7 protein-coding genes are annotated in these 6,076 nt (G+C 71.5%); 2 read left to right on the top strand and 5 right to left on the bottom strand.

All coding sequences use genetic code 11. The annotated features are described in order from the left end of the window. Positions 1-39: 39 nt before the first annotated feature. The 4 genes from EXE46_RS15965 to EXE46_RS15950 form a co-directional block, all read right to left on the bottom strand. Positions 40-699 carry a DUF420 domain-containing protein gene (locus EXE46_RS15965; RefSeq protein WP_137689331.1) on the bottom strand — a complete coding sequence of 220 codons (660 nt, stop codon included), beginning with the start codon at positions 697-699 and terminating at the stop codon, positions 40-42. Between the two features lie 128 nt (positions 700-827). After that, positions 828-1,880 (bottom strand): NAD(P)-dependent glycerol-1-phosphate dehydrogenase, encoded by a 1,053-nt coding sequence (locus EXE46_RS15960; RefSeq protein WP_137689330.1) that lies wholly within the window; start codon positions 1,878-1,880, stop codon positions 828-830. Between the two features lie 94 nt (positions 1,881-1,974). Then, positions 1,975-2,709, bottom strand: a complete 735-nt coding sequence (locus EXE46_RS15955) for a LysE family translocator (protein ID WP_137689329.1) — start codon at positions 2,707-2,709, stop codon at positions 1,975-1,977. A gap of 182 nt (positions 2,710-2,891) precedes the next feature. Then, complete coding sequence (locus EXE46_RS15950; protein WP_137689328.1) at positions 2,892-3,695, bottom strand: DUF2103 domain-containing protein; 804 nt, start codon at positions 3,693-3,695, stop codon at positions 2,892-2,894. 218 nt (positions 3,696-3,913) lie between these two features. Between EXE46_RS15950 and EXE46_RS15945 the strand changes: the two genes are divergently transcribed. Together EXE46_RS15945 and EXE46_RS15940 are read left to right on the top strand one after the other, a co-directional pair. Then, a complete protein-coding gene (locus tag EXE46_RS15945) occupies positions 3,914-4,642 on the top strand; it encodes a hypothetical protein (RefSeq protein WP_137689327.1) in 729 nt (242 codons plus the stop codon). Next, entirely contained in the window at positions 4,639-5,274 is a 636-nt protein-coding gene (locus EXE46_RS15940) for a hypothetical protein (protein ID WP_137689326.1), read from the top strand. Before EXE46_RS15945 ends, EXE46_RS15940 begins: the two co-directional genes overlap by 4 nt. Positions 5,275-5,330: 56 nt before the next feature. On the opposite strand, the gene EXE46_RS15935 is transcribed toward EXE46_RS15940, so the two are convergent. Then, positions 5,331-6,076, bottom strand: a 746-nt coding sequence (locus EXE46_RS15935) for a TRC40/GET3/ArsA family transport-energizing ATPase (protein ID WP_158413965.1), incomplete at its 5' end; no start/stop codon positions are given.

Below are 6,076 nucleotides of genomic sequence, written 5' to 3'. Positions count from 1 at the left end.
GGTCGAGGGCGGGGACGACAGGGGTCGCCGGGCGAGCGCTCAGACCGGGACGGCCGGCAGGAGGACCGTCGCGGCCTCGGCGGCCGCGAACGTGGAGTCGTACAGGTGGTTCAGGAGGACGTACGTGACGACGCCGAGGACGAGCGAGAGGATCCACGCGCTCGCGGCGATCCGGCCGACGCGCCGGTGGGGGGTCTCGGTCCGCAGTTCCTGCTCCGTGTGGGTCAGCCCGAGGACGATCGCGTACAGCACGACCGGGACCGAGACGACGGAGAGGACGATGTGAATCGCGAGCATGATCAGGTACGCGGGGTACACTGGGTCCCACAGCGGGACCCACGCGTACGACGAGTCGAGGACGAACTCCTTGGTGCCGCCCCCGGCGACCTTCGGGAGGTACATGGCGAGGAACAGGAGGATGAGGCCGAACGAGGTCGTCATCGCGGCGGCGTGTTTTTTCACCTCGTCGTTGCGGATCCAGTACCAGCCGAGCGAGAGGCTGATCACGGTGATCGTGTTGACGACGGCGATGGCGTGTGCGAGCAGGTCGACGGTCCCCCGAGTGAGCGTCGGGAACAGCGCCTGGAACTCCGGCACGAGGAACACCCCGCCGACGGCGCCGTAGCCGACGACGGTGAGGAGGACGGTTATCGCGGTGGCCCGCTCCTTGGCCCGGTCGCGAACGCTGGCCGTGGACATGGCGGGAGTTGTGCCGGAACCGTTAACTGGCTTTCGAGCGCGGCGCCCGTCGCCGGAGGGGGACACGACCGGACGCCGTGATCGAACGCGTGCGCCTCCGTCCTCGATGACGCCCGATCGCGCGCGTCTCAGTCCTCGATGACGCCCGTCGCGGTCGCGACCTCTATCGCCGCCTCCTCGTTGATCCCGCCCTGGAGGATGGTGTAGCGGTCGCGGATCTCGTGGGCGCTCGTCAGGGCGGCGATCAGCTCGGCGTCGTCGATTCCCAGCTCGCTCGCCGTCGTCGGGGCGTCCAGCTCGGCGAGCGCGTCGCGGATGGCGTCCCACCGCCCGCTCTCGCCGCTGTGGAGGTACTCGGTGAGTATCGACGCGACGCCGACTTGGTGGCCGTGGAGCGCCTTGCCGGGCGCGATGCGGTCCAGCTGGTGGGAGATGAGGTGTTCGGCGCCGGAGGCGGGTCGGGAGGAGCCAGCGATCGACATCGCGACGCCCGAGGAGACGAGCGCCTTCACGACCACCCACGCGGACTCCTCTAGGCCCGGCCGGATCATGTCGGCGTTCTCGACGAGCAGCTCCGCGGTCATCTCGGAGAGCGCGCCCGCGTACTCGCTGTACTCGACGTTGCGCAGGCGCTTGGCGAGCCGCCAGTCCTTCACGGCGGTGTAGTTGGAGATGATGTCCGCACAGCCCGCGGTGGTGAGCCGCCACGGGGCCTCCGCGAGCAGCGTCGTGTCCGCGACGACGGCCAGCGGCGGGTCCGCGGCCACGGAGTGTCGGGTGTCGCCCTCGGGGATCGAGGAGCGCCCGGAGACGATGCCGTCGTGGGAGGCGACCGTCGGGACGGAGACGAAGCCGACGTCGAGGTGGTCGGCGGCCATCTTCGCGATGTCGATGGGCTTCCCGCCGCCGAGGGCGATCAGGTAGCCGGGGTCGACCGCCTCGGCGGTCGCTTTCAGCTCCTCGACCGCGTCGAAGGAGGCCTCGTCGACGACGGCGGTCGCGGGGTCGTCGAACTGCGCGCGGACCCGGTCGCCGGCGATGTCGTTCGGCGTCGGGCTCGTCACGATCAGCGGGCGCCCGGTGAGGTAGAGCTCGCCGACCGCCTCCCCGAGGTCGTCGAGGACGTCGTGTCCCACGAGGACGTTCCGCGGGAGCTTGATCCACGTCGTCTTCTCGAACATGGCTCAGCTACGCGACCGGAGGGTCTAGAAGATGCGGATTCTCGGACGGAGCGCGGCGCCGCGGAGCCGGAGACGCCCGGCCGCGACCCCGTCGCTACGGTCCGCTCGACGCCGCTTCGACGACGTCGACGAGGACCGACAGCACGCCGACCGTCGTCGCCGCGTCGTACAGGAAGTAGACGCCGAACCCCGCGAGGACGACCGCGGAGCCGACCGCGACGATCGGCGCGAACGTCTCGATCCGCCGCTCCGCGGCGACGAGTCCGGCCGGGAACCCCACGATCCACGTCAGCACGCCGAGGAAGAACCCGCCGATGAGCGCGGGCGACCCGGTGGCGACGACGAACGTCCCCGCCAGCTCCGCCCCGACCACCGGCAGGCGGGAGAGGACGTCGAGCTCGCCGGGCCGGATCATCCCGACGCCGACGGTCAGCCAGAACAGCACCTGATACGGGTTCGTCAGCGCGAGCACCAGCGCCTTACGGAACCCCTTCCCCGCCTCGATCGCCGGCTCGTCGCCCGAGGTCGGGCGGAACGACGCGCGGGCGCCGCGGGCGGCGTCGACCGCGAAGTACAGCATGAGGAGGCCGCCGACCGCGACCATCCCCGCCCGGAGCAGCGGGAACGACTCGACGACCGCGACGACGCCGACGTACGCGAGCAGGAAGAAGACCGCGTCGGCGGTCGCCGCGCCGAGGCCGGCCCGGAAGCCGGCGAGGCGGCCGCGGAGGACCGACTCCTCCGCGATCACGGCGTTCATCGGACCGGGCGGGGCCGCGAGCGCCAGTCCGAAGACGACGCCCGCGCCGAGCGAGACCAGGGAACTCACACCGTTCGGAACGCCCGTTTTCGTGAAAAACCCCGCGACAGAGAGGCGAGCGCTAGCGGGCAGTTCCGCGCCGTACGCCCGAGATCGGCGCACCGACGGACAGATCCGAACACCGACCGGCGCGACGATGGATGCGTTTCGTCCACGCCGACCGACGCGTTTCGTCGACGCCGATCGTGCGGCTACGCGTCCTGAAGCTCCGCGTCGCGGAGCGCCTCGTTGAGGTCCTCGCGGACGCGTTCGCCGGTCTCGCGGTCCATCGCCGTGGTGACGATCCGGTTCTCCTGAACGCTGGAGCCGTCCCGGAGGAGGAGCCGGACGTTGCCGTTGGTCCCCGCGCGCGTCGCCTTCGCTCGGAGGCCGGTGCGCGACCCCGTCCCGCCGGCGTCGATGGGACCGGGAACGATCTTCTTGACGTGCGGGTGTTCCGCGACGGTCTGGACCGCCTTCCGCCCCTTGCGGTCCCCGATGAGCGTGGAGTGTGACCCCCCGATCTTCTCGCGCGGCGGCGTCTCCACCACGGCCAGCGACCGGTCGCCGCGCCGGTCGAGCACCCACGCGACGACCGGGCTCACGTCCGGCTCGCGGTCGCCTTCGGCCCGGCCGTCGTCCTCGCGGTCCCGCGTCGCCCTGTTCTCGCTCCCGCCGCCGTCCGGCACGCGGTAGAACTCGTGGTGGAGCTGCGCGCGCGTCTCGCGAAGGGGCTCGCGCTCCCCCGCGGCGTAGACGGTCTCCGGGCGCTTCCGGCGGATCTCGTCGGCGACGCGGCCCGCGAAGTTCCGGAGTTGGACCTCGGTCAGCCGCTCCGCGTCCTCCGGGCGCGTGGTGACCGTCGTCTCGCCGACCACGTCGTCCTCGTCGAGTATCGTCAGGCGCGCGCGGTCGGCCTCGAACTCCGCGATGACCGCGTCGGCGTTGGCGGTGTTACAGGTCAGACAGTAGTCCCCCGGCTTCTCGATCGGGGTGCCACACCGCCGGCAGTTCATACCGGTTACAGGGCCGTACCGCCTAAAAGGGCGTCCGTTCGGTGCGCGGCCCGGGCTGCCGGAGGCGGGAGACGGTCCGGTGCGCGGCCCGGGCTGCCGGAAGCGCGAACGGTCCGAGGCAGGGACGGTCCGAGGTGGGAGACGGTCCGAGGCGGGGGACCGTCGCGGTCGCCGCTCGGAGCGACCGCTTATTAGTTTCCCCGGCCTCGGTACCGGACATGGACGGAGATCGACGCCGCGACGCCGACACGAACGCCGTCGAGGCGGACGACGTCGAGGGCGGCGGGACGGAGGACGACTCCGCCGACGCCGAGTCGGACGTCGCCGGAACGGAGTCCGCGGACCCGGAGAGCGTCGAGGACCGGATGGCTCGACTGGTCCGGGACGGACGGTTCAACGCGCTCGCCGCGTGGCCGATGATCGCGGTTCTCGCCGGCGTGCTCGTCGAGAGCGCGCTCGACTACGACCTGCTCTCTGCGGCGATCGTCGTCGGGCTCGGCGCGGTCGTGCTCGCGCCCACGGCCGCGGCTCGGGACTGGCGGGCGATGCTCCCGGCGGAACTGGTCGGGCTCGCGCTGCTTCCGGTCCTCGTGCGCGCGCTCTTCGGCGGGGAGTTGGGGACGTTCGCGACCTACATCGCCATCGCGGCGCTGGCGCTCGTGATCACCGTCGACCTCCACATGTTCACGGCGCTGCGGGTGACCCACTGGTTCGCGGTCGTCTTCGTCGTGATGGCGACGCTCGCGGCGGCGGCGGTGTGGACGGTGCTGCGCTGGAACCTCGACCAGCGCGTCGGGACGACGTACCTGACGACCAACGACGCGCTGATGATCGAGTGGCTCTACGTCACGCTGGCGGGGCTCGTCGCGGGGCTCCTCTTCGACGGCTACTTCCGGCGACGCGGTCGCAGCCTCGGCGGCGCCATCCGCCGGGTGGTGCGGCGATGATCGCGCTCCCGCGTCCCTCGCTCGCGTCGCAGCGGCGGATCACGGGCGCGATGCAGGTCCTCCTCGTCGCGATCGTCGCGTACGGGTTCCTCGCGGGCGAGCAGAAGGCGATCAGCAACGGGATCATCGCCTTCCTCGTCACGCTGATCCCGGCGGCCCTCGAACGACGGTACGACCTCCCCTTGGACCCGTGGCTCGCGCTGTGGATCACCTCAGCCGTCTTCCTCCACACCGTCGGGTCGGCCGGGTTCTACGCCCGGATCGAGTGGTGGGACCACGTCACCCACTCGCTTTCGGCCTCGCTTGTCGCCGCCGTCGGGTACACCACGCTCCGGGCGGTTGATCTCCACAGCGACGAGATCCGGATCCCGCCGCGGTTCTCGTTCGCGTTCATCGTCGTCGTCGTCCTCGCGTTCGGCGTGCTCTGGGAGCTGTTCGAGTTCGGGCTCGACATCGTCGCGACCGAGACGGGCATCGACATGCCGCTCGCGCAGCACGGCCTCGACGACACCGTCCTCGATCTCACGTACAACACCGCGGGCGCGGTCCTCGTGGGGCTGTTCGGACAGGCGCACCTGTCCGGCGTCGCGGAGACAGTCCGAGACCGGCTGTTCGGGAGCGCGCCCGAGTAGTCGGGAGCGGTCGAGAGCAGGCGGGAGCGGTCGAGAGCAGGCGGGGCGGCTAGCTCTCAGCGCAGACAGGCCGCCACGACCCGCAGCGCGGCCTCGCCCCGCACCTCGTTCGCGAGGAGAGGGACGCGCTTCACCTCTCGGCCGCGGAACAGGTCGGTCGCCTCCCGCAACGCGCTCTGCTGGACCTCCCAGCGGCGGGCGCAGAACTCGCAGGTGTCGGGGTTCGGCTCCACGACCCAGTCGGGGTCGATCCCGGCCGCCCCGTCCCCGCCGGTCACGTCGCCGACGCCCTCCATCACGCGGTTGACGACGAGCGTGTTCACCGGGATGCCGAACTCGTCGAGGCGGGCGACGAGCCGCTCGGACTCGACGACGCTCATCTCCTCGGGGATCATCACGACTCGGAAGTCGGTCTTGGCGGGGTCGCGGAGGACGGCCCGCAGGCGCTCGATGCGCTCGCGGAGCTCTTCGAGGTCGGCGGAGGGGTCGGGCTCGTCGTCGCCCCCGCCGAACATCCCTTTGATCCCGTCCATCATCCCGGAGAAGCGCTGGCGCAGCTTCATCACGCGACCGAGCATTGAGTCCATGATCTCCGGGAGCTGGAGCAGCCGGAGGGTGTGGCCGGTGGGCGCGGTGTCGACGACGACGCGGTCGAACCGCGGGTCGTCGAGGTACTCAAGCAGCTGGCGCATCGCCGCGGCCTCGTCGGCGCCCGGCATCGTGCCGCCGAGGAGGCCGCCGAGCCCCTCCCCCTCCTCGCCCGCCATCCCGTCGCCGTCCGCGCCGCCCATCGGTCCCTCGC

Source organism: Halorubrum sp. GN11_10-6_MGM, assembly GCF_005435165.1.
Classification (GTDB): Archaea; Halobacteriota; Halobacteria; order Halobacteriales; family Haloferacaceae; genus Halorubrum.
This window is presented reverse-complemented; position numbering and strand designations above follow the sequence as displayed.

Coding starts and splice junctions, on each gene's coding strand:
- EXE46_RS15945 (WP_137689327.1), top strand. CDS start 3,914: ATGGACGGAGATCGACGCCGCGACGCCGACACGAACGCCGTCGAGGCG.
- EXE46_RS15940 (WP_137689326.1), top strand. CDS start 4,639: ATGATCGCGCTCCCGCGTCCCTCGCTCGCGTCGCAGCGGCGGATCACG.
- EXE46_RS15960 (WP_137689330.1), bottom strand. CDS start 1,880: ATGTTCGAGAAGACGACGTGGATCAAGCTCCCGCGGAACGTCCTCGTG.
- EXE46_RS15950 (WP_137689328.1), bottom strand. CDS start 3,695: ATGAACTGCCGGCGGTGTGGCACCCCGATCGAGAAGCCGGGGGACTAC.
- EXE46_RS15965 (WP_137689331.1), bottom strand. CDS start 699: ATGTCCACGGCCAGCGTTCGCGACCGGGCCAAGGAGCGGGCCACCGCG.